The sequence below is a fragment of the Sphingopyxis italica genome, assembly GCF_011926545.1.
Classification (GTDB): domain Bacteria; phylum Pseudomonadota; class Alphaproteobacteria; order Sphingomonadales; family Sphingomonadaceae; genus Sphingopyxis; species Sphingopyxis italica.
The window spans coordinates 81287-102150 of the sequence record NZ_JAATIT010000007.1 but is presented as its reverse complement, the minus strand read 5'-3'; the positions used below and the strand labels follow the sequence as shown (position 1 = coordinate 102150).

General features: G+C 65.4%; 19 protein-coding genes and 2 tRNA genes. 12 read left to right on the top strand and 9 right to left on the bottom strand.

The window, feature by feature from the left end; translation table 11 throughout:
- The first annotated feature begins 129 nt into the window (after positions 1–129).
- Positions 130–2457, top strand: coding sequence for a glycosyltransferase family 4 protein (locus tag GGR90_RS18815; RefSeq protein WP_167922946.1), 2328 nt, complete (start codon positions 130–132; stop codon positions 2455–2457).
- A 159-nt stretch (positions 2458–2616) separates the two neighbouring features.
- Positions 2617–3726: a DNA polymerase IV gene (gene dinB, locus GGR90_RS18810; protein ID WP_167922945.1), complete on the top strand. Its 1110-nt coding sequence runs from the start codon at positions 2617–2619 to the stop codon at positions 3724–3726.
- On the opposite strand, the gene GGR90_RS18805 is transcribed toward dinB, so the two are convergent.
- A complete protein-coding gene (locus GGR90_RS18805) occupies positions 3719–4180 on the bottom strand; it encodes a hypothetical protein (RefSeq protein ID WP_167922944.1) in 462 nt (153 codons plus the stop codon). The two genes, dinB and GGR90_RS18805, sit on opposite strands and share 8 nt — an antisense overlap.
- 57 nt (positions 4181–4237) lie before the next feature.
- The gene (locus tag GGR90_RS18800) at positions 4238–5830 is read right to left on the bottom strand and encodes a peptide chain release factor 3 (protein WP_167922943.1); all 1593 of its coding nucleotides are present in this window, start codon (positions 5828–5830) and stop codon (positions 4238–4240) included.
- 76 nt (positions 5831–5906) lie between these two features.
- On the opposite strand from GGR90_RS18800, the gene GGR90_RS18795 reads away from it, so the two are divergent.
- Both GGR90_RS18795 and GGR90_RS18790 read left to right on the top strand, forming a co-directional pair.
- Positions 5907–6545: a hypothetical protein gene (locus tag GGR90_RS18795; RefSeq protein ID WP_167922942.1), complete on the top strand. Its 639-nt coding sequence runs from the start codon at positions 5907–5909 to the stop codon at positions 6543–6545.
- Between the two features lie 465 nt (positions 6546–7010).
- Entirely contained in the window at positions 7011–7814 is an 804-nt protein-coding gene (locus tag GGR90_RS18790; RefSeq protein ID WP_167922941.1) for an enoyl-CoA hydratase-related protein, read from the top strand.
- Between the two features lie 128 nt (positions 7815–7942).
- Here the strand turns inward: GGR90_RS18790 and GGR90_RS18785 are convergent, their stop codons facing one another.
- The 3 genes from GGR90_RS18785 to GGR90_RS18775 form a co-directional block, all read right to left on the bottom strand.
- A complete protein-coding gene (locus GGR90_RS18785) occupies positions 7943–8545 on the bottom strand; it encodes an HD domain-containing protein (RefSeq protein ID WP_167922940.1) in 603 nt (200 codons plus the stop codon).
- A gap of 67 nt (positions 8546–8612) precedes the next feature.
- The gene (locus GGR90_RS18780; protein WP_245198828.1) at positions 8613–9323 is read right to left on the bottom strand and encodes a COG3904 family protein; all 711 of its coding nucleotides are present in this window, start codon (positions 9321–9323) and stop codon (positions 8613–8615) included.
- Positions 9307–9864, bottom strand: a complete 558-nt coding sequence (locus tag GGR90_RS18775; RefSeq protein WP_167922939.1) for a hypothetical protein — start codon at positions 9862–9864, stop codon at positions 9307–9309. Before GGR90_RS18775 ends, GGR90_RS18780 begins: the two co-directional genes overlap by 17 nt.
- Positions 9865–10016: 152 nt before the next feature.
- Here GGR90_RS18775 and GGR90_RS18770 point away from each other — a divergent pair, with 152 nt between their 5' ends.
- Positions 10017–10463: an RrF2 family transcriptional regulator gene (locus GGR90_RS18770; RefSeq protein WP_167922938.1), complete on the top strand. Its 447-nt coding sequence runs from the start codon at positions 10017–10019 to the stop codon at positions 10461–10463.
- A gap of 74 nt (positions 10464–10537) precedes the next feature.
- Here GGR90_RS18770 and GGR90_RS18765 read toward each other — a convergent pair.
- Positions 10538–10613, bottom strand: a tRNA-Ala gene (locus GGR90_RS18765).
- Between the two features lie 139 nt (positions 10614–10752).
- Positions 10753–11076, bottom strand: coding sequence for a TIGR02300 family protein (locus tag GGR90_RS18760; protein WP_167922937.1), 324 nt, complete (start codon positions 11074–11076; stop codon positions 10753–10755).
- A gap of 124 nt (positions 11077–11200) precedes the next feature.
- Between GGR90_RS18760 and aroA the strand changes: the two genes are divergently transcribed.
- The 4 genes from aroA to GGR90_RS18740 all read left to right on the top strand — a co-directional run bounded on the left by aroA (position 11201) and on the right by GGR90_RS18740 (position 15624).
- On the top strand, positions 11201–12529 hold the full coding sequence (aroA, locus tag GGR90_RS18755) for a 3-phosphoshikimate 1-carboxyvinyltransferase (protein ID WP_167922936.1): 1329 nt from the start codon (positions 11201–11203) through the stop codon (positions 12527–12529).
- Positions 12526–13155 (top strand): (d)CMP kinase, encoded by a 630-nt coding sequence (locus tag GGR90_RS18750; protein WP_167922935.1) that lies wholly within the window; start codon positions 12526–12528, stop codon positions 13153–13155. The genes aroA and GGR90_RS18750 overlap by 4 nt, the downstream gene beginning before the upstream one ends.
- A 276-nt stretch (positions 13156–13431) precedes the next feature.
- Entirely contained in the window at positions 13432–15144 is a 1713-nt protein-coding gene (rpsA, locus tag GGR90_RS18745) for a 30S ribosomal protein S1 (RefSeq protein ID WP_167922934.1), read from the top strand.
- A gap of 201 nt (positions 15145–15345) precedes the next feature.
- Positions 15346–15624 carry an integration host factor subunit beta gene (locus GGR90_RS18740; protein WP_167922933.1) on the top strand — a complete coding sequence of 93 codons (279 nt, stop codon included), beginning with the start codon at positions 15346–15348 and terminating at the stop codon, positions 15622–15624.
- A gap of 141 nt (positions 15625–15765) precedes the next feature.
- Here the strand turns inward: GGR90_RS18740 and GGR90_RS18735 are convergent, their stop codons facing one another.
- Both GGR90_RS18735 and GGR90_RS18730 read right to left on the bottom strand, forming a co-directional pair.
- A complete protein-coding gene (locus GGR90_RS18735) occupies positions 15766–16533 on the bottom strand; it encodes an ABC transporter permease (RefSeq protein WP_167922932.1) in 768 nt (255 codons plus the stop codon).
- A 112-nt stretch (positions 16534–16645) separates the two neighbouring features.
- Entirely contained in the window at positions 16646–17581 is a 936-nt protein-coding gene (locus GGR90_RS18730; protein WP_167922931.1) for an ABC transporter ATP-binding protein, read from the bottom strand.
- A gap of 87 nt (positions 17582–17668) precedes the next feature.
- Here GGR90_RS18730 and GGR90_RS18725 point away from each other — a divergent pair.
- From GGR90_RS18725 to GGR90_RS18715, 3 genes are all read left to right on the top strand, one after another.
- Positions 17669–17754, top strand: a tRNA-Leu gene (locus GGR90_RS18725).
- A 105-nt stretch (positions 17755–17859) separates the two neighbouring features.
- Positions 17860–19179, top strand: a complete 1320-nt coding sequence (locus GGR90_RS18720) for an alpha/beta hydrolase family protein (protein ID WP_167922930.1) — start codon at positions 17860–17862, stop codon at positions 19177–19179.
- A 121-nt stretch (positions 19180–19300) separates the two neighbouring features.
- Positions 19301–20830, top strand: a complete 1530-nt coding sequence (locus tag GGR90_RS18715) for an ABC transporter substrate-binding protein (RefSeq protein WP_167922929.1) — start codon at positions 19301–19303, stop codon at positions 20828–20830.
- The last annotated feature ends 34 nt before the right edge of the window (positions 20831–20864 follow it).

Here is a 20864-nt window from a genome sequence, read left to right as displayed (position 1 = left end):
TCGCTTCGTGCAACTCGCGCCGTCGGCCCGCGTTGGCAAGATCAGGTGAAGATCAGATTTTCCGGGCTCCGACCGGCTTGCGCGGCACCGCGCGAGCGAGCGGACGTGCGCGCAACATGAGGATCGACGATGAAGCACGACAGCGAAGACCGGTTTTTCTTCCAGCTTTCCGAAGAAGATGTCCTCCCCTCCGTCGAAGCCCCCACGGCGCGCGAAGAGCGGCGGCTGGCGCTGATCGGATGCTTTCGCCCTCGCCGATGCGGCATCGCGACCTTCACCGCCGACAGCTTCGATCATCTGCGTTCGGCCGCACCCGATCTCGCCATCGATGTTTACGCGATGCGCGGCCGCCCCGCCGACGCCGACGACCCCGACGTGCGGCTGGCGATCGACGAGCGCGACCCCGCCAGCTATCGCGCCGCGGCCGAGGCCATCAACGAGAGCGGCGCCGACGCGGTCTGGCTGCAGCATGAGTTCGGCATCTTCGGCGGCCCGGCCGGCAATATGGTGCTGGAACTCGTCGACCGGATCGCGGCACCGCTGATCGTCACGCTTCATACCGTGCTGGAAAAGCCCAGCGCCGACCAGCAAGCCGTGATGGCGCGACTGGTCGCCCGCGCGTCGAAGCTGGTGGTGATGAGCGAATTCGGCCGCGGGGCGCTGATCGACATTTATGGCGCCGACGCCGCGCAGATCGAAGTCATCGAGCACGGCACCCCCGAGCGCCCGTTCGCCGCGCGATCTCCGCTGCGCGAGGCGCTGGACATCGGCGATCGCCCGATCCTGTCGACCTTCGGGCTGATTGGGCCGGGCAAGGGTCTTGAGACCGCGATCCGCGCGCTGCCCGCGATAGCGGCGCAATATCCCGACATCCTCTACCGCATCGTCGGCGCGACGCATCCCAACCTGCTCGCAGCGGAAGGCGAAGCCTATCGCGAAAGCCTGAAGGTGCTGGTCGAGGATCTCGGCGTCGCCGACAACATCGCATGGGACAACCGCTTCCTCGGCAGCCGCGACCTGCTCGACCAGATCGAGCTTTGCGACATCTACCTCGCGCCCTATCCCAATCTTCAGCAGATCACGTCGGGCACGCTCGCCTATGCGGTGGCGCTCGGCCGCGCGGTCGTCTCGACGCCGTTCGTCCATGCCCGCGAGCTTTTGCGCGGCGACGTCGGCATCATCCTGCCCGGCTGCGACAGCGACGCGATCGCGGAGGCAGTGCAGCTGCTGCTCGCCGTTCCCGAAGAACGGCGAGCGTTACAGCAGCGGGCCTATGCGCGGGGCCGGCAGACGGCGTGGAGCGTCGTCGCGGACCGGTTCGCCGCGCTCGTTTCCAAGGTGACAAGCCCGGCTTCACCCGCGCCGATAACACGCCGTTGGCCGGCGCTCGCCGGGCTGTGGGCGATGTGCGACGACGTCGGCATCCTGCAACATGGCATGGGGATCGTGCCCGATCGCAATCACGGCTATTGCATCGACGACAACGCCCGCGCGCTGATGTTCGTCCATGGTCTTCTCCCGGGAGACAGCGAGGCCGGGCAGCGCGTGCTGACATTCGCGAGCTTCATTCAACATGCGTGGAACCCCGAACGCGGCCTGTTCCGCAATTTCATGGGCTATGATCGCCGCTGGCTCGAAGAGGCGGGCTCCGAAGACAGCAACGGGCGCACGCTCTGGGCGCTCGGGCATAGCGCCGCGAAAGCGAGCGGCGCCGATTTTCGTCGCTGGGCCACCGGATGGTTCGAGCGCGCCGCGCCGATGGCGCAAAATTTCAAGAGCCCGCGCGCCATCGCCTTCGCGCTGCTGGGCGCCGATCATCTGCTCGACAGCGATCCCGGCAACGCCGCGGCGCGCGCGATCGTCGAGCACGGCGGCGCCTTTCTGTCCGCGCTCTGGAAAAGCGCGCGGCGCCCCGACTGGGACTGGTTCGAAACCGGGCTCGCCTATGACAATGCCCGCCTCGCCGAAGCATTGATCCGCGCCGGCCGCCGCCTCCCCTCGCTTTCGCACGAGGAGGCGGGCCTCGCCGCGCTCGGCTGGCTGTGCGACAGGCAGACCGCGGCCGCCGGACATTTCAGGCCGATGGGTTCGGAAGGTTTCGGGTGCGTGGGCGAATATCGGCCCTTCGACCAGCAACCGATCGAGGCCTGGGCGACGGTCGCGGCCTGCGCCACCGCCTTTGCCGCCAGCGGTCAACCGGTTTGGCGCGCGCACGCCGAGACGGCCTGGCGCTGGTTCCTCGGCGACAACGATCGCGGCGTTCCGCTCGGCGACATCGGGAGCGGACGCTGCCGCGATGGCCTGACGCCGCGAGGCGTCAATCATAATTGCGGCGCCGAATCGATCCTCGCCTTCCATCTGGCCCATCAGGCGATGGCCGGCAGCTTCTGGACGATCGAGCCGGCGCCTGCGGCCCTTCAAGCGCGCGCGCCGGGAGTTCCGGCCTTCGCGGCCTAATACGGACGCAAGGACGCATCGCGGCCGCGCGGACAAGCCGGCCTCCTCCGCCAAGCGCACCCGCCCGGTTGATTGTGACACGGATTCGTGGTTTGTTCTCCCTCGTTGTCCTCCTGCGCACCGCCCATCTTCGTGCCGGGTCGACCAAGGGGTATGTGATTGGTTGTCGATCCCGATACGACGCCGGCGGGCCGCAAGATCATCCATGTCGACATGGATGCCTTCTACGCCTCGGTCGAGCAGCGCGACGATCCGGCCCTGCGCGGAAAACCCGTCGCGGTCGGCGGATCGTCGCGGCGCGGGGTCGTGGCGGCGGCGAGCTATGAAGCGCGCAAGTTCGGCGTCCGCTCGGCGATGCCGAGCGTCACCGCGAAGCGCCAGTGCCCCGCCCTCATCTTCGTGCCGCCGCGCTTCGAGGTCTATCGCGACATCTCGCACCAGATCCGCGCGATCTTCCGCGACTATGCCGACGAGGTCGAGCCGCTGTCGCTCGACGAGGCCTATCTCGACGTCAGCGCCGACAAGGCGGGGCTGGGCAGCGCGACCGCGGCGGCGAAGCTGATCCGCGAGCGCATCCACGCCGAAACCGGCCTCACCGCGTCGGCCGGCGTCTCCTACAACAAGTTCATCGCCAAGCTCGCGTCGGACCAGAACAAGCCCGACGGCCTCACGATCATCCCGCCCGGCAAGGGCGCCGCCTTCGTCCAGACCCTGTCGATCCGCCGCTTCCACGGCATCGGCCCGGTCACCGCGGCGAAGATGGAGGGGCTCGGCATCTTCTCGGGCGCCGATCTCGCGGCGATGGACGGAGTCTGGCTCGCGACGCATTTCGGCAACAGCGCCGAATGGCTCCACAACCTCGCGCGCGGGATCGACCACCGCCGCGTCAAGTCGAACCGGCCGCTGAAGTCCTTGGGCGGCGAGCGCACCTTCTTCAACGATTTGATCACCGACACCGAAATCCGCGAGGCGCTCGCGCATGTCTGCACCGTCGTCTGGGACCGCGCGGCCAAGAAGGGCGCGCGCGGACGCACGGTGACGCTGAAGCTGCGCTACGCCGATTTCCGCACAATCACCCGAGCCAGGTCGGTCACCGCGCCGATCCTCGACGGCGCATCGTTGCTCGCCGCGGGCGAAGCGATCCTTGGCCCCCTGCTGCCGACCGAACAGGGCATCCGCCTGCTCGGCGTGACACTGAGCAAGTTCGAGGACGAAGAGGATGATGACGAGGACACCGCGGCACCCGCCGACCTGTTCAGCCTTATCTGACCGCGAGCCCCGGTGCGTGGCGCCGGACCGCCGCCTGCATTTTCGGCGACAGTGCCTTGAAATCGCAACGGATCAGCGGTTCGTTCGTCACCTGCATCCCCTCGCGGAACGGCGCCCCGACGCGATAGAGCGCCCGGTCGGTCCCGAGCGACTTCATGCGAAAATAACCCGCGCCGTCATAGCCGCCGAACTGCATCTGGGTGAAACCGTCCTCGACCGCGCGCGTCTGCGTGATCGGCCGCAACTCGGCCGCAGGCCCCAGATTGCCGGTCGGCCCGTAATAATAGAGCGAGCCCCAACGCGTCCCGTCGAAAATATAGCCATAGCGCACCGTCGCGCATTTCTGGTTGTCGTTGGTCCAGAAGCCCTTGGCGATCGGCAATTTTATCGCCGGTTGCGCCATCGCCGGCGCGCTGATCGCGATCGCCGCCAGCGCCCATATCCATCCGCGCATCGTCACCCCCCACATTGGTCCGAAGTAATGCCACGGTGGCGGAATTGGCGGGATCGATCAACCCGCGTCGGCGAAAACCCGTTCCTTCGTCGCGGTGAAGCGGATCGACGGGTTGCGCTGGGTGACATAGCCGACCTCCCACGCGTCCTTCGCCATGAACACCGGCGCCCCGTCGCGGTCGGTCGCCGCGGCGCCGCGGTTGTCGGCCTGGAATGCCTTCAGCGCCGCCGCATCGTCGCTCGCGATCCAGCGCGCGGTGTCCCACGGGGACTGCTCGAGCTTCGCCTCCACCTTATACTCGGCCTCGAGCCGGCTGATCAGCACGTCCAATTGCAACTGGCCGACGACGCCGACGATCATGTTCGCGCCGATTTCGGGGTAGAAGACCTGGATGATCCCCTCCTCGGCCATGTCGTCGAGCGCTTTCCGGAGCTGCTTGGTCTTGGTCGGGTCGACCAGCGCGACGCGGCGCAGGATTTCGGGGGCGAAATTCGGCAGCCCGGTGATCATGATGTCGGTGCGCTCGGACAGCGTATCGCCGACCCGCAGCGTGCCGTGGTTGGGAATGCCGATAATGTCGCCCGGAAACGCTTCCTCGGCCATTTCGCGGTCCTGCGCGAGGAACAGCATCGGGCGGCTGATCGCGATCGCCTTGCCCGTGCCGCCCTGCATCAGGCGCATCCCGCGCTCGAACTTGCCCGAACACAGCCGCATGAAGGCGATGCGGTCGCGGTGCGCGGGGTTCATATTCGCCTGCACCTTGAACACGAAACCGGTCACGGCATCGTCGTTTGGCTGCACCGGCGCGGGCTCGGCGGGTTGCGGCTGCGGCCCCGGCGCGTGGTTCGCAAGCCCCGCAAGCAGGTCGACGACGCCGAATTCCTTCAGCGCCGAACCGAAGAACACCGGCGTCAGGTCGCCGTTGCGGTAAGCGGCGGCGTCGAACGGCGCGTAGCAGGCCGACGCCAGCTCGGTCTCTTCCTTGAGCAGCGCGAACGCATCGGCGCTGAGCTTCGCCGCGAGCCGCGGGTCGCCCAAGCCCTCGACCGCGATCCGTTCGCCCTCATACATGCGCGACGCGTCGCCGCCGGGCACCATCAGCGCGGGGTCGACCAGATCGTAAATGCCTTCGAACTGCCCGCCCATCCCCGCGGGCCAGTTCATCGGGCAGACGTCGAGCGCGAGCCGGTCGGCGACCTCGTCGAGCAGCTCGAACGGCGTCTGTCCCTCGCGATCGACCTTGTTGATGAAGGTGATGATCGGCACCGAGCGCAGGCGGCATACCTCGAACAGTTTCAGCGTCTGCGGCTCGATGCCCTTCGCGGCGTCGATCACCATCACCGCGCTGTCGACGGCGGTGAGCGTGCGATAGGTATCCTCGCTGAAATCCTCGTGCCCCGGCGTGTCGAGCAGGTTGAAGATCAGTCCCGCATGCTCGAAGGTCATCACCGACGAGGTCACCGAAATCCCGCGCTGCTGCTCGATCTTCATCCAGTCGGAACGGGCGCGCCGCGCCTGCCCACGCGCCTTCACCTCGCCCGCGATATGGATCGCGCCGCCCGCGACGAGCAATTTCTCGGTCAGCGTCGTCTTGCCCGCGTCGGGGTGCGAAATGATGGCGAAGGTGCGGCGGTCGGGGTGCTGGGACATGGCGCGGGCGCCTAGCAGGTGGCAGGGCAAGTGGAAAGGGCTGGCGTCCCGGCGGCAGCGGACGCATGATCGCATCATGCGAACCCTGCTCCTTGCCGCCGCCCTGATCGCCGTGCCCGCCGCCGCGCAGGATTCGCCGTTCGTCGGCGAATATGCCATTGCCGAAGGACCCGACGCCGGCGGGGGCCTGCTCATCAAGGACGATGGCGGCTTCCAATATTACTTCGTCGCCGGCGCCTTCGACGAGCGCGCCGAAGGCCGCTGGGAGATGCGCGGCGCCATGGTCTGCCTGACCACCGATCCCAAGCCGGTGCCCCCGACGATGGAGAAAGGTCCGCCGATCGAGGCCGATGGCGAAATCCCGACCCTGCTCGTCACCTGGCCGAACGGCGAAGGTGTCGCCGGGGTCGATTTCGTCATCGGCTTCGACAGCGGCGACCCGGCCGAGGATTACACCCAATATGATGGCTGGACGATGCCCGCGGGCGACACGCGCGTCCCGCGCTGGGTCGAGCTGCGCGAGCCGATCTATGGCATCGCCGCCCCGCGCTACGAACTCACGGAGGCCGATGACGGCAAGCTGCGCGTGATCATCGTACCCAATGACATCGGCGTCGTCGATTTCGATGGCGCGTGCGCGGAAAAGACCGAACGCGGCCTGACGCTGCACCGCGCCGAGGGGGAGATGAGGTTCGTGCGGCTGGGCGGCGAATGAACGAGACGCAGCAGCATCTGTTCGCCCTGTTTCAGCCTTAAGCAGACAAAAGATACGCATGCGCTGCACGTTTCTGTCTCCTTTGTCGCTTCATGCGAAGGCGTGGCTATCGATGAAATCAAAGAGCCAAGCCGGAGGCTTGGCACAGCCGAGTAATCTAGGAAAAGCCGCTTTTTTGGAGGGAGAAGGTCCGCTTAGGGGTGGTGAGCTGTCTTAGCCCTCTCCCCTTCAGGGGAGAGGGTTGGGAGAGGGGGCCGAAGCGGTTCATGCCCCTCTCAACTGCGGCTAGCCGGACAAGCCGGCAAGCCTTCGTATCTCTCCCCTGAAGGGGAGAGAGCAATCGCGCTTCGGCCGCACCGGTCGTTAGCGGCCCCTCCTCCCACCCCTCCCCCCTTGCACTCCCCCCGCAAATGCGCCAAAACTTTACGTGAACGTAAAGGTAAAGCACCCGCGAGAGGAGATCCCATGACCCTTCCCACCTTCGACACGATCAAGCTCGACGTCGCCGACCATGTCGCAACGATCACGCTGAACCGCCCCGACCGGCTCAATTCGATGCCGCCCGCGATGGCCGACGACATTCGCGAGGCGCTCGATCATTTGCCGGGCCTCGGCGCGCGCGCGCTTTTGATTACGGGCGAAGGCCGCGGCTTCTGCTCGGGCGCCGATCTCGCGGGCGACCGATCGGGCGGCGGCGCGGTCAGCGGCGGGGCGCGGAGCCGCAACGCGCTGCGCAGCCACTACAACCCGATGCTGCTTGCGCTCGCCAACCTCGACATTCCGGTGATCACCGCGGTCAACGGCCCCGCGGCGGGGGTCGGTTGCAGCTTCGCGCTGTCGGGCGATTTCACCATCGCCGGCAAGAGCGCCTATTTCCTTCAGGCATTCGTCAACATCGGCCTCGTCCCCGACGGCGGCTCGTCGTGGCTGCTGCCGCGCCTCATCGGCGTGCCGCGCGCGCTGCAGATGATGATGCTGGGCGAGAAGATTTCGGCCGATCAGGCCGCCGACTGGGGCATGATCTACAAGAGCGTCGCGGACGCCGACCTGTTGGCCGAAGCCAAGGCGCTGGCCACGCGCCTCGCCAACGGTCCGACCATCGCGCTCGGCACAATGCGCAAGGTGCTGCGCGAGGGGCTGACGCAGGATTTCGCGACCACGCTCGACGCTGAGGCCAAAGGCCAGTTCATCGCCGGCGGCACCGCCGACGCGATGGAGGGCATCATGGCGTTCCAGCAGAAGCGCAAAACCGAGTTCAAGGGCAAGTAGGCGTTCGCCGAAACTCCTAAACCCGTTCATGCTGAGCTTGTCGAAGCACCGTCCTTCCCTTTTCGCAAAGAAAGGACGGCCCTTCGACAAGCTCAGGGTGAACGGAATTGGAGGTAGGTTTTGAGGCTTTACTCCGCCGCTTCCTCGACCATCACCTTCTTGTAGATGCTCGTGCGTGGATAGGAGCAGAGGCGCATCACCATCGGTTCGAAAAACTCCAAGCTCTCGCTGTCGTATTCGGGATCGAACGCCGGCGCGTCATATTTTTCGCAGAATTCGGTACACGCGGCATAATAGGGGCTATCCCTGAACTGGTCGCGCATATCGCGGTCGAGCCCGAGATAGTGAAAGAAATAATGGCCCTGAAAGACGCCGTGATGCTGGACGATCCAGAGATTCTCTTCTGACAGGAAGGGCTTGAGGATCGCCGCCGCGACGTCGGGATGGTTGAACGCGCCGAGCGTGTCGCCGATGTCGTGGAGCAGCGCCATCACGACATATTCCTCGTCCCGCCCGTCGCGGTGCGCACGCGTCGCGGTCTGCAGGCAATGTTCGAGCCGGTCGACCGGAAAACCGCCATAATCGCCGCCGAGCAGCTTCAGATGATCGAGGATGCGCTTGCCATTGTTCGGCGCGAATTCCTTCTGCTCGCGCGCGATGATGTCCCAATCTTCCTGCGTTCCGTCGATCATCGAGCGGAATTTGGCGTGATCGTGCGTCATCTCGTTCATGGCGGCCTCTCCTTATCGGCCGCCAGTCTACGACATTCGTTGCTCTTTGCAACCTGTGGACGCCGCCTCACTCCGGAGCGTAGGTCACGCCATATTTCAGGGCCTCGTCGAGCGTAAGGCACCGGCGCGTGGACTTGTCTTCGGCGGTCGCAACGGCTCGTTGCTGATACATGATATCGGTCAGCAATTTGCGCGAAACGCCCATCTTGATCAGGAACGCATTATCCTCGCTCGCCAGCAGCGCGGCATCCTGTTCGATATCGCCGATCAATTCCTTCGTGGCGTCGGTGCCCAGCGCGACGCTCATGTCGATCGCCGACCGGTCGCCGGTGCGGGTGAACATATGAACCATGAAAACGCCGCCCGGATCGATCAGCCGCGGCTGACCACCCATGAACACGAAATTGCACGCACTGAAACACGCCCACCCGGACGGAATTCGCGTCCCGAGTCCGAAATTCGACCGAATGACGCGGCCAGCCGCATTGCCCGCGCGCGCATCCCCGCCCGGCGAGCGGAGCCAGATTTCGGTGACGTCGGGATTTGCCTTGAGCGCGGCGGAAAGACGGTCGGGCAAGCCGGGATCGACACGCCCTTCAGCGAGCATCACTTTCATGCCGGCGCGCTTCTCGACCGTCAGCTTCATCGTGGGATTGTTCGACCAATCGGGATTGAGCGGACAGGTCGGATTGACCGGATCCATCCCCGTCGCCCCGGTCAATCCGCCGAACGCCAATGCCGCGAGACCTAGGCGCGCACCCTTATGCCGCCAGGACATAGCGCGCCTCGCCCGGTCCCTTGCACATCCTTTTGGTGACGCGCGTTTCTTCGCCATCGACGATGATGAAGTCGTTGACGTTCATACATTTGCGCCCGCCCCCCTCGGTGTTGATCGAAGCGACGGTCGACGACCCGCTGACATTCTCGCGCGTCGCGCTCGTCCAGTTCGCGGTCGCGCCGACCTCTTCGCCGCGCGTGACCTCCTCGGTCGCCGCCGCCGCCTGCACCTGTTCGCCGGGGTCGAGGCGGCACGCGATCGCGTCGGTCAGCGACCCGCTCACTTCCGCGATCGGCACATAGGAATAGACGCCGGCCTTGCTCGCCGCGTCGCCGACCACGTCGTTGATCACATTGCCCAGGATGTTGCGGCCGATACCGCTGCCCTTCTTGCCCTTGGGACAGCCGCCATTGTCATCCTCGCTCGGCTTGGGCGCCGGCGTCGTCACCTTGCGAAGCAGGCTGCCGAACTGCGCCTGCGCCGGCGCCACCGCGAGCAGGCATGCCGCCAGCACTGCGGGAGTCGCGAATATTTTACGCATCATCGAATCCACCCTTGTCGCGCCCGGTTCCGGGCCACCATGCGACCTTTTATATAGAGGTTCATGCCACTCGCTGTGATTTTCATCAACCGTGCAACATTTGTCATCCTGACAGGTTGAATTAAGGAAGATTATGTCACAGTAACGCCGCCATGCTCTCGCAGAAGACCCGCTATACGATCCGTGCGTTCCAGCACCTTGCCGACCATTGGGGCAAGGGGCAGGTGCAGCTTGCGGACATTGCGGATGCGCAGAATATCCCACCCAAATTCCTGACCGTGATCCTGTCCGAAATGGCGCGAGAGGGCCTCCTCATCTCGCAGCGCGGGCGCGACGGCGGCTATCAGCTCGCCCTGTCCCCGATCGACATCAGCTATGGCGATCTCGTCCGCCTGACGCGCGGCTCGCTCGCGCTCGTCCCCTGCGCGGCGCGCAACGCGCACGAACATTGCAAGAATTGCCTGCCCGAATCCGAATGCCGCCTGCGCAGCCTGATGCTCCGGGTTCGCGACGACACCGCCTCGATCCTCGACCGGATCACGCTCGCCGATCCGATCGATCTGGCGCCGCTGTTCGACAAGGAGGAAGCGGCGGAATAGCCGCACCGTCATCAGCACAACAGAAAGGCGTCAGCGCAACAAAAAAGGCCCGCTTTCGCGAGCCTTTTTGGTAATGGTGGAGCCTAGCGGGATCGAACCGCTGACCTCCTGCATGCCATGCAGGCGCTCTCCCAGCTGAGCTAAGGCCCCGTGCCATTTCGCGTGTCGCCCTCGCCAATATCTGGCTGCTGCGACCGGGACGCCGCCTTTAGCAGCGCCATCGGGCGATGCAAGGGGCCAAATCATCTTTCAATGCTTTTTTGACCCCGAACCATCGCCCGCCGACATATCAGGTTTCGACGTCGTCGTCGTCGCTCGTCGCAACGCCCAGATCGTCGTCGCCGCCGAGGTCGACGTCATTGTCCGGTGAATCGCTGTCCTCGTCGACATCGACGTCCAGATCCAGATCCTCGTCGGTGCTTTCTTCCTTGACGACCTTACCCGGCTTTTCGATCTGCTCGAACGGCATCGGCTGTTTCGATTTCAGCACCGATTCCGGGATCCAGCTATAGCCGCAATTGATGCAGCTGATCGGATCGTCCTTGGTCAAATCATAGAATCGGGTCGCGCATTTCGGGCAGCTGCGCTTCGTGCCCCATTCAGCCTTGATCATATATGCCTCATAACCCTTTGGAACAGGATAGAAATATCGGAAAAGCGACGGCGCCTGAATAGCTATCCGTCAAATCGGCGTGCGCCTTGCCAGATTGCAAGGCCGCTGTCAAAAGCCGCACGCCATGACCGATCAAACCGCCACCCCGCGCGCCTTTCCCGCTTCCGCTCCGCTGAAAGGCAGGATCGCGATTCCAGGGGACAAGAGCATCTCGCACCGCTCGCTGATGCTGTCGGCGCTCGCGGTCGGAGAAAGTCGCGTCACGGGGCTGCTCGAAGGGCATGATGTGCTCGCGACGGCCGCAGCGATGCGCGCGATGGGGGCGGCGATCGAACGCCGCGACGACGGCGAATGGCGCATCCACGGCGTCGGCGTCGGCGGGCTGCTCCAGCCCCGCGAGGCCCTCGACATGGGCAACAGCGGCACCTCGACGCGCCTCCTCATGGGCCTCGTGGCCAGCCACCCGATCACCGCCACTTTCGTTGGCGACGCCAGCCTGTCGGGGCGTCCGATGGGCCGCGTCATCGATCCGCTGGCGCAGATGGGCGCCGATATCTCGGCCTCGCCCGGCGGCCGCCTGCCGCTGATGGTGCGCGGCCTCGCCCCCGCCATCCCCCTCGCCTACCGTCTGCCGATGGCGTCGGCGCAGGTGAAGAGCGCGGTGCTGCTCGCCGGGCTCAACACGCCGGGGATCACCGAAGTCATCGAACCCGTGCCCACCCGCGACCATAGCGAGCGGATGCTACGCGGTTTCGGCGCCGACCTGACCGTCGAAGTGGGCGGCGACGGCACGCGGCATATCCGCATCCGCGGCGAGGCCGAATTGAAGCCGCAGACGATCGCCGTTCCCGGCGACCCCTCGTCGGCCGCCTTCTTCATCGTCGCGGCGCTGATCGTGCCCGGATCGGACGTCACCATCGCCAATGTCGGCCTCAACCCGACGCGCGCGGGCCTCGTCGATGTTCTGAAGCAAATGGGCGGCGACATCGAACTGCTGAACGCCCGCGAAGTCGGCGGCGAGGCCGTTGCCGACCTCCGCGTCCGCCACAGCAACCTCAAGGGCATCGAGGTCGACCCCGCCGTCGCGCCGAGCATGATCGACGAATTCCCGATCCTGTTCGTCGCCGCCGCGCTCGCCGAGGGGCGCACGGTGACGCGTGGGCTCGACGAGCTGCGCGTCAAGGAAAGCGACCGCCTGTCGGTGATGGCGACGGGCCTCCAGGCGATCGGCGCCCGCGTCCAGGAAAGCGAAGACGGCCTCGTCATCGACGGCACCGGCGGCGACCCGCTGCCCGGCGGCGCGACCATCGCGGGCCATCTCGATCACCGCATCTGCATGAGCTTCGCGGTCGCGGGCCTCGTCAGCAAGGCGCCGGTGACGATCGACGACATCGCGCCCGTCGCGACCAGCTTTCCCAATTTCGAAACTCTGTTGACGGGCTTGCAGCAATGATCATCGCCGTCGACGGACCCACCGCGTCGGGCAAGGGCACGATCGCCAAGGCGCTCGCCGCGCATTTCGGCCTGCCCGTGCTCGACACCGGGCTCCTCTATCGCGCGGTAGGCTATCAGACGCAGCTCAATCACGGCGATCCGGACAACGCCGCCGACGCGCTCGCCGCGTGCGACTTTCCCGCCAGCCTGCTCGATGATCCCGCGCTGCGCTTCGAAAGCACGGGCAGCCTCGCCAGCCGCGCGTCGGTCCACCCGCAGGTCCGCGCCGCACTGCTCCAGCGCCAGGTCGATTTCGCGAACCAGCCCGGCGGCGCGGTGCTCGACGGACGCGACATCGGCACCGTCATCGCGCCGCACGCCGACGCCAAATTGTTCGTGACCGCCAGCCCCGAGGAACGCGCGCGCCGCCGCCACGCCGAGATGCTCGCGCGCGGGGTGGACGTCAGCTTCGACGCGGTGCTCGCCGACGTCCACGCCCGCGACGCGCGCGACACCGGCCGCGCCGACGCGCCGCTCCTCCGCGCCGCCGATGCGATGCTGCTCGACAACAGCGACATGGACCGCGACGCCGCGATCGCCGCCGCGATCGCCTTTGTCGAGGAACGCCGCAAGGCACGGGGCTAGAACCGGCTTTCCGCCTTGCTTTTGCAGGGGGTGCGGACTATATGCGCGCGGTCCGACGGGCTATTTGCCGGTCGAGGCACGGACAAGCCGCCGCTCCATATCCGAGCGTCGGGCGCGACGGGGTTCACCCATCGCGCCCATTTTGCTTTGCCTGCGCCTTGGCTCGCTAGCGGTTTGAAGGATGTCCCGCCTCGCATCCGGCGGACGGGACGGATCGGCCACAAGACCAGCGGAACCAACCGCTTGGCCGGAACAATGAAGTAAGGAATACACTCTATGGCCACTACGGCTTTCCCGACGCGCGACGATTTCGCCGCGATGCTCGACGAATCGCTTGGTGGTGCCGACGGCGGCTTTGAAGGCCGCGTCGTCAAGGGCACCGTGACTGCGATCGAAAACGACCTGGCAGTGATCGACATCGGCCTGAAGAGCGAAGGCCGCGTGCCGCTTCGCGAATTCGCGATGCCCGGCCAGAAGGCCGACCTCAACGTCGGCGACGAAGTCGAAGTCTATGTCGACCGCGTCGAAAACGCCAATGGCGAAACCATGCTGTCGCGCGACCGTGCTCGCCGCGAAGCCGCCTGGGACCGCCTGGAAGAAGAATTCAACAAGGAAGCCCGCGTCGAAGGCGTCATCTTCGGCCGCGTCAAGGGCGGCTTCACCGTCGACCTCGGCGGCGCCGTGGCGTTCCTTCCGGGTTCGCAGGTCGACATCCGCCCGGTGCGCGACGTCGGCCCGCTCATGGACCTGCCGCAGCCCTTCCAGATCCTCAAGATGGATCGTCGCCGCGGCAACATCGTCGTGTCGCGCCGCGCCATCCTCGAAGAAACGCGCGCCGAACAGCGTTCGGGCCTGATCCAGAACCTCGAAGAAGGCCAGATCATCGAAGGCGCGGTCAAGAACATCACCGACTATGGTGCGTTCGTCGACCTCGGCGGCATCGACGGCCTGCTCCATGTCACCGACATGAGCTACAAGCGCGTCAACCACCCGAGCGAAGTCATCAACATCGGTGATACGGTCAAGGTGCAGATCATCCGCATCAACCGCGACACGCAGCGCATCAGCCTTGGCATGAAGCAGCTCGAAAGCGATCCGTGGGAAGGCGTCGCCGCCAAATACCCCATCGGCGCGAAACTCTCGGGCACGGTCACGAACATCACCGATTACGGCGCGTTCGTCGAACTCGAAGCCGGCATCGAAGGCCTGGTCCACGTCAGCGAAATGTCGTGGGTCAAGAAGAACGTCCACCCCGGCAAGATCGTCTCGACGAGCCAGGAAGTCGACGTCATCGTCCTCGAAGTCGACAGCGACAAGCGCCGCATTTCGCTCGGCCTCAAGCAGGCCCAGTCGAACCCGTGGGGCGCCTTTGCGGACGCCCATCCGGTCGGCTCGGTCGTCGAAGGCGAAGTCAAGAACGCGACCGAATTCGGTCTGTTCGTCGGCCTGCCGGGCGACGTCGACGGCATGGTTCACATGTCGGACATCGCGTGGGGCATCTCGGGCGAAGAAGCGCTGCACCTCCACCGCAAGGGCGAGGCCGTCCAGGTCGTCGTTCTCGACGTCGACGTCGAGAAGGAACGCATCAGCCTCGGCATCAAGCAGCTTGAAAAGGGTGCTCCGGCCGTTGGCGGCGGGACCGCTGCCGCCGGTTCGGTGAAGAAGAACGACGTCATCACCGTCACCGTTCTCGAAGTCCGCGACAACGGCCTCGAAGTTCAGGCTGGCGACGATGGCGCCACCGGCTTCATCAAGCGTGCCGACCTCGGCCGCGACCGCGACGAACAGCGCGCCGAGCGTTATCAGGTCGGTCAGAAGTTCGATGCGATGGTCATCGGCTTCGACCGCTCGAAAAAGCCGAACTTTTCGGTCAAGGCGATGCAGATCGCCGAAGAGAAGCAGGCTGTCGCGCAATATGGTTCGTCGGACTCGGGTGCGTCGCTCGGCGACATCCTCGGCGAAGCGCTGAAGGCCGGCAAGAAGGACTGATCCCCTTCCGCCGTCAGGCATCGGAAAAGGCCCGCGGAGTGTCCCTCTGCGGGCCTTTTTCTTGTCGTGATATATTTTTGACCAGACCGCGATTCGTGATACCTTCACGGGCGCGTTGGGAGGGGTCTCACGCACAAGGGCCGGCAACGACCGGAAACCCGCCTCGGCGGGAAGGCGTGACTGTATATCTAGGGGAAGCACATGATCCGGTCAGAACTGGTTCAAAAGATCGCGAGCGAAAACAGCGATTTGCGGCTTGAGGAAATCGAGCGCATCGTCGACACCTTTTTCGACTCCATCGTCGATCAGCTCGCGGCGGGCGGCCGCGTCGAGTTGCGCGGCTTCGGCGCCTTCTCGACCCGCGCGCGCGAATCGCGCACCGGCCGCAATCCCCGCACCGGGGCCGCCGTCGATGTGAAGGCGAAAAGCGTGCCCTATTTCAAACCCGGCAAGGAAATGCGCGAGCGTTTGAACGGCTGAATTTTTCGCCGCCCGCTACCCGCCATTCCAGCAATGGCCCGTCATCCCGGCGAAGGCCGGGATCTCGCCGGTGCATCAACACGATAAGGCGGGATCCCGGCCTTCGCCGGGATGACGAAGCCGGCAGAGCCCGCCGCTTGCTCAATTCTTCAGCCGATACCCCGTCCGGAACACCCAGAAGATCACCCCGAGGCACAGCGCCAGGAAGAAGGCGACCGCGCCCATGCTAACTTCGATCCCGACGTCGCCCTTGCCGAAGAAGGTCCAGCGGAACCCGCTGATCAGATAGACGACGGGATTGAACAGCGTCACCGTCCGCCAGGCCGCGGGCAGCATGTCGAGCGAGTAGAAAGCGCCGCCGAGGAACGTCAGCGGATAGACGACGAGCAGCGGAATGACCTGAAGCTGCTCGAAGCTTTGCGCCCATATGCCGATGATGAAACCGAACAGGCAAAAGGTCACCGCCATCAAAATCATGAAGGCGGCCATCAGCAGCGGATGCGCGACCTGCACGTCGACGAACAGATGCGCGGTCGCAAAGATGATCGCCCCGATGACCACCGACTTGGTCGCCGCCGCGCCGACATAGGCGATCACGGTTTCCAGCGGCGACAGCGGCGCCGACAGCATCTCGTAAATCGTCCCCGTCCATTTGGGCATATAGATGCCGAACGAGGCGTTGCTGATGCTTTCGGTGAACATCGTCAGCATCATCAGCCCCGGGACGATGAAGGCGCCATAGGGCACGTCGCCGACCTCGGTCATCCGGCTGCCGATCGCCGATCCGAAGACGACGAAATAGAGCGCCGTCGTGATCACCGGCAGCATCAGGCTGGTCCAGAAAGTGCGGCCGAAGCGCGCCATTTCGAAAGCGTAGATCGCGCGCACGCCGCGCCAGTTCGCCGTCATGCGGCCTTCTCCCAATAAATAGGGACAGTCCCTATTTTTCGTTCACCGGGTTGGCGATCGAAAAGGCTGGCTCGAGAAAAATAGGGACTGTCCCTATTTATTGACGCCCGGGTCATTCCTCGTCTCCTCCGCCATGCACCAGCCCGACGAAAATATCCTCGAGCGAGCTTTGCCTTGTATGCAGATCCTTGAACGCTACGCCGATGTCGGTCATTCGCCGCAGCAGCGAGGGCACCCCGGTCGCCTCGGCCTGGCTGTCGAATTCATACACGAGCTCATGCCCATCGCCGGCGAGCTCAAGCTTCCAGTCGGCAAGTTCGGCGGGCACGGCCTCCAGTTGTTCGGCCAGATTGAGCGTCAGCGTCTTGCGCCCCAGCTTCTTGATCAGCTCGTCCTTCTGCTCGACCAGGATCAGCCGCCCGCCGGTGATCACCCCGACGCGGTCGGCCATTTCCTCGGCCTCCTCGATATAATGCGTTGTCAGGATGATCGTGACCCCACGCTCGCGCAAGGACCGCACCATGTTCCACATGTCGCGGCGCAGTTCGACATCGACGCCGGCGGTGGGTTCGTCGAGGAACAGGATTTCGGGTTCGTGGCTCAGCGCCTTGGCGATCATCACGCGGCGTTTCATGCCGCCCGACAATTCCATGATCTTGGAATCGCGCTTGTCCCACAGCGACAGATCCTTGAGCAGCTGCTCGATGAACGCAGGATTCTTGGGCTTGCCGAACAATCCGCGCGAGAAACTCACCGTCGCCAGCACCGTTTCGAACGCGTCGGTATGCAGCTCCTGCGGCACCAGTCCGATCATCGACCGCGCCGCGCGATAGCCCTGCGCATGGTCATGCCCGCCGACCGTCACCGTCCCCGCGCTCGCCGTGACGATGCCGCAGACGATGCTGATCATCGTCGTCTTGCCCGCGCCATTCGGCCCGAGCAGCGCGAAAATCTCGCCCTTGTTGATCGAAAGGTCGACATCGCTCAGGGCTTTGTGACCGCTTTTATAGGTTTTTCCGAGGCCGGAAATCTGGAGAACCACTGTCATGCCATGCGTTTAGCCGAGCAGCCGCATCGCGTGAAGCGCCAAACATCGCTTGACCTCCACCGGCCCATCGGCTTGACCAAACCCCGCGCGGACGTGGCGAAATCGGTAGACGCAGCAGACTTAAAATCTGCCGGCCTAGTGTCATGCGGGTTCAAGTCCCGCCGTCCGCACCATCCTGGCTCTAACGGAATCGCCTTTTCCTCAGTAACTTTCAGGCGCGGGACATCATGCTGGCAACCCAATCAACGCTTCGCGGCGACAACTCCATTTTCCGGCATATGGCACGAGCCGCACTGATCGCCGCCTTGCTGATGGCGACGCCGACCGCCGCGGCGGAAAGCGACTGCGCGCAGGGTGCATATCGCCTGTCCGACGGCGGCGTCATCGACGTCGCCGCGGCGAGCGAAGGCGCGCTGCGCTGGCGCGGTCTCGATGGCGCGAGCGGCGAATTGAAACGCGATGGCGATCACTGGGCGGGCACCACCGGCTGGACGGGGCGCCCCGATGGCCTGACGGTCCGTTTCGACTGCGCGGCGAAGACGATGCAGTTCGGCGAGCGCAAGGGGCAGCAAATCGCGTTCGAAACGCGCGAGACCAGCTTCACCAGCCACGGCACCCAGCTTGTCGGCCGGCTGGTGATGCCGCCCGGCGATGGTCCGGTGCCGATCGTCGTGCTGCTCCACGGCGCGGAATTTTCGTCCGCGCGCGATTCCAATTCGCTGCAGCGCATGCTTCCCGCCGCAGGCATCGGCGCTTTCGTCTATGACAAGCGCGGCACCGGCGCGTCGGGCGACAAATATACGCAGGTCTTTTCGCTCCTCGCCGACGACGCCGTCGCCGCGCTCGCCGAAACGCGGCGGATGGCGGGCGCGCGCGGCACGCGCTTCGGTTTCCAGGGGCCGAGCCAGGGCGGCTGGATCGCACCGCTCGCGGCGACGCGCACGCAGGTCGACTTTCTGATCGTCAGCTTCGGCCTCGCGGTATCGGTCGCCGACGAGGACCGCGAAGCCATCGCCTTCCAGATGGGGCTCAAAGGCTATGGCCCCGATGTGATCGCCAAGGCGCAGGAGATCGGCGCTGCGGCGACGCGCGTATTCGAAAGTGTCGTGGCAGGTGAAACGATCGAGGGAATCGACGAACTGGATTCGGTGCGGACACGTTATCGAAACGCGCCGTGGTACAAGGACGTCCACGGCAATTTTACGCATGTCATCCTGGACATGACGGCCGAGGAAATAAGGGCAAAGGCACCTGCATACGCCTTCGGCACGCCCGTCCACTACGACCCGATGCCGACGCTCCGCGCGGTCCGCGTGCCGCAGCTCTGGGCGCTTGGCGGGCAGGATATCGACGCGCCGGCCGGCGAAACCGCGCGGCGGATCAAGGGGCTGATCGCCGCAGGCCAGCCGATCACCCTCGCCGTCTTTCCCAAGGCCGAACATGGCATGACCGAATTCGAGACCGCGCCCGACGGATCGCGCGTGTCGACCCGCTTCACCCCGGGCTATTTCCGGTTGCTGATCGACTATGCCAGGGGCGCGCCGCTCGCGTCCGCATATGGCGATGCCGAGATAACGCGCCCAGCGGCGAAGAAATGACCTCCGACGGGTCAAAATTTGCCCGGACCCCGCGCCGCCCGATCATCCGTCCGCTCCTTCCACCGGCGAACAGTCCCGATCGCCTCTTCCGGTTTTGCCGCTTATCCTTATGATGCCTGCCATGCCGCAACACGAGGACGATCACCGGGCCAGCAGTAAGCCAGGGCAGCGCCGCGCCCGCCATCTCGGCCTCGCCGTCCTGATCGCCTTGTCGCTCGCGAGTTGCGACCTGTTCGGCGAACGCGGCCCGGTGAAGATCGCCGCGATCGGCACGCTCAACCTTTCCGCAACGCCGCTTTCCGGAGAGTTGTCGGCCGCCAATGCCGCGCTGCTCGATGCGACCTCGCAGGGGCTCGTCAGCTATGACGGCGAGGGTCAGATCGACACCGGCCTCGCCGACCGCTGGACCGTGACGACCGACGGGCGCAGCTATATTTTCCGCCTTCGCGAAGCCAAATGGACCAACGGGCGCAAGGTGACGGCCGAGGATGTCGCCGAAATCCTGCGCGACTATCTCGCGCCCGCCAGCCGCCATGTCCTGAAAGACGATTTCCCGGAGGTCGATACGATCAAGGCGATGACCGACGCGGTCATCGAAATCCGCCTCTCGGTGCCGCAACCCGCGCTCCTCGAACTGCTCGCCCAGCCGTCGATGGCGATCGTCAACAAGGGCATGGGCTGGGGCCCGATGCGCGCGCGCAAGGTCGGGAATGCGGTGCTGCTCTCGCCGGTTCCCGACCCTCTCGCCGAGGATCCCGAAGCCGCCGAGGCCGCCGCGAACGATCCCGCCGCCTCGATCGAGCTCGTCGGCACCTCGCCCGAGGGCGCGGTCGCGCGGTTCAAGAACGGCTATGCCGACGGCGTGATCGGCGGCCGTTTTTCGACCCTGCCTTATTTCGTCGCGTCGAACATCGGCCGCTCGCGCCTTGTCGTCGATCCGGTGCCCGGCCTGTTCGGCCTGACGTTCGTCCGCGCCGAGGGTTTCCTCGCCACCGACGTCAACCGCGACGCGCTGGTCCGCGCGGTCCGGCGCGAGCGGCTGATCGAGGCCTTTGGCCTCACGGAATGGCAGCAGCAGGTTACGCTGCGCCCCGCGCTCTACGCGCGCGATGGCGGCCCGGTGCCGCTGGTTCCCGCCTGGGCGGAATTCGACGAAGCCTCGCGCCTTGCCCAGGCGAAGCGGGTGGTCGACGCGTGGCGCGCCGCGGGGCGCGAGATCGAGCCGGTGCGTATCGCGGTTCCGGATACGCCGGGCGGGCGCATATTGTTCGCTTATGTTGCGGCCGACTTCAACGCGATCGGCGTGCCGAGCCGCCGCGTCGCCATGGCGTCGAAAGCCGACCTCCGCCTGATCGACGAAGTCGCGCCGAACGACGATCCGATCTGGGCGCTGCGCCGCCTGTCGTGCCGGCGCGACACGCTGTGCAACCGCGAGGCGCAGGATCTGATCGCGCTGGCGACCGCCAATATCGACACCGGCCAGCGCCGCCAGCAGATCGGCGAGGCGGAGGCGGTGCTGGTGCGTTACGCCCCCTTCATCCCGATCGCGACGCCTCTGCGCTGGTCGGTCGCGTCGCAGCGCCTGACGGGCCTGCGCGCCAACGGCCGTGCGCAGCACCCATTGAATCATCTGATCGACTTACCTAACTAATACAGTGGCGCTTCACTTCGAGTGCTTTTGAAAG